Source organism: Ferruginibacter sp. (assembly GCF_014377975.1).
Lineage (GTDB): Bacteria > Bacteroidota > Bacteroidia > Chitinophagales > Chitinophagaceae > Ferruginibacter.
This window is the reverse complement of the sequence record NZ_JACMOO010000255.1, coordinates 1-1,990: the sequence shown is the minus strand read 5'-3', so window position 1 is coordinate 1,990 and position 1,990 is coordinate 1. Positions and strand designations below refer to the sequence as shown.

Genomic DNA, 1,990 nt, shown 5'->3' with positions numbered 1-1,990 from the left:
TTTTTAAAGAACAAAAATCAAACAAAGAATGGCAGTTTGTGGGTTGGTATCTTGGTAAGGCTTCCGGCAATTTGCAAACACTAAAAACGATGGCAGGTATCGGTATCGGCTCAACACTGCAAGAAATGGAATCTGCTTACGTTATAAAAGTAAATAAGACAAGTCTTGGCAACGAATTTTCAACTTCATCAGGTCTATATGGTATTTTTGATGGCACCGATAAAGATGCAAAAATTACAGATATGTGGAGTGGTTTGACTTGTATTTTTAGGTAAATAATTCCGGATTTTATAAAACAATTACTTGCCAATGCAGAAAGTAATCATATTTGTTAACTAGCTGTTTAATAAATACCTATGAATAATTATTCAGTTTGAGGTACAAATAAGGTAGAAATATTAAAGTAAATTCAATTTGATAGAAAATATTATAGAGAAGTAATCTGAAGATTTAGCTCAGTCTTTCTATTGCCAGTTCAGCGACTATTTGTCCAATACTCAGCGACGATGTTGCCGCAGGGGATGGAGCATTTAAAATATTAATGATGCCTGGTTTTTCTACAATTTTAAAATCATCCAATAATCCACCCGTTCTATCACAGGCTTGAGCTCTCACGCCAGATCCCGCTGGAATTAAATCATCTTTTTGAATGGCCGGCACCAATTTTTGCAATGCTTTGGTGAAGGCGGATTTGGAAAAGGAACGGTAATATTCTCCAATACCAGTCTCCCAGTATTTTAAGCCAACTTTTCTAAATCCCGGCCAGCTAACACTGTTCCACAAATCGGCAAAATTAATATCTGTCTTTTTGTACCCTTCACGTTTAAAGGCAAATACAGCATTGGGCCCTGCTTCAACTCCGCCATCAACCATGCGTGTGAAATGAACTCCTAAAAACGGAAAATTTGGATCAGGTACGGGATAAATCAGGTTTTTTACTAGGTACTGTTTTTCTGGCTTAATAGTATAATACTCTCCACGAAAAGGAATAATTCGAGTATCGAGATTTTTTTCATTCAGTTCTGCAATCTTATCGCTATACAATCCAGCACAGTTTATTATCAATCGGGTTTGTATTTCGGCAATATCACTTTTTACTTTACACCCGTCATTATTCAAATCAATTTTTGTAACCTTGAAGTTCAGGAGAATTTCTCCACCCATATTTTTTATCTTTTCTACAAGAACTTCGCAAACTTTACTATAATTAATAATGCCAGTTTGTGGGACATACAACCCCTTAATACCACTACAGTTTGGTTCTCTTTCCTTTATTTCCGATTCATTTATTTTAAGGATTCCTTCAAGGCCGTTTTCTTTACCCCTTTCATAGAGCATATCAAGTTGTGAAAATTCTTTTTCGGAGGTGGCCACAACTATTTTACCACATAAATCGTAGGAAATACCATTGCTATCACAAAATTCAAGCAACATTTTATATCCTTTTATACAATTTATTGCCTTTAGACTTCCAGGTTTGTAATACAATCCACTATGAATAACACCACTGTTATTGCCGGTTTGATGCGCAGCTACATGGCTTTCCTTTTCCAGCACAACTAGTTTTAATTCGGGTTTTAAAAGAAGTAGACGATAAGCTGTTGCTAATCCAACAATACCTCCGCCAATAATTGCTAAATCATACTTTGTTGACATCTGGTAAAAATACAATTTTTATACTCTTCCTAATGGCTCCAGCCATTTCTTTTTAATATAAATATTTGGAATTTTGGGCACTTACAAATTTTAATTCTTAAAAGGGACAGCTACAAAGTAGAAATATTTAGGATAAAAGCAAGATCTTTTCTAAAATCCCTTCCTAGGCTCTAGCTTGTTTCAATAATATCAAACTCCGCCTTTCGGGCTTGCCATTCTGTTTGCTTTGTGGTGGTTACTTTCCGATACAGAAAGTGATAAGCGGCAGTGAGAGTGGATTTGATTGCTATTGGTGACTGAATAGTGAATTGCGACAATAGAATACGCTCAATAA

2 protein-coding genes are annotated in these 1,990 nt (G+C 35.5%); one reads left to right on the top strand and one right to left on the bottom strand.

Features of this window, described 5'->3' with window-relative positions; all coding sequences use genetic code 11:
* Window positions 1-275: hypothetical protein (locus H7254_RS13405; protein WP_301933450.1), on the top strand; the 275-nt coding region annotated here is incomplete at its 5' end.
* A 175-nt stretch (window positions 276-450) separates the two neighbouring features.
* Here the strand turns inward: H7254_RS13405 and lhgO are convergent.
* Window positions 451-1,656: an L-2-hydroxyglutarate oxidase gene (gene lhgO / locus H7254_RS13400; RefSeq protein ID WP_301933449.1), complete on the bottom strand. Its 1,206-nt coding sequence runs from the start codon at window positions 1,654-1,656 to the stop codon at window positions 451-453.
* Window positions 1,657-1,990 lie beyond the last annotated feature (334 nt).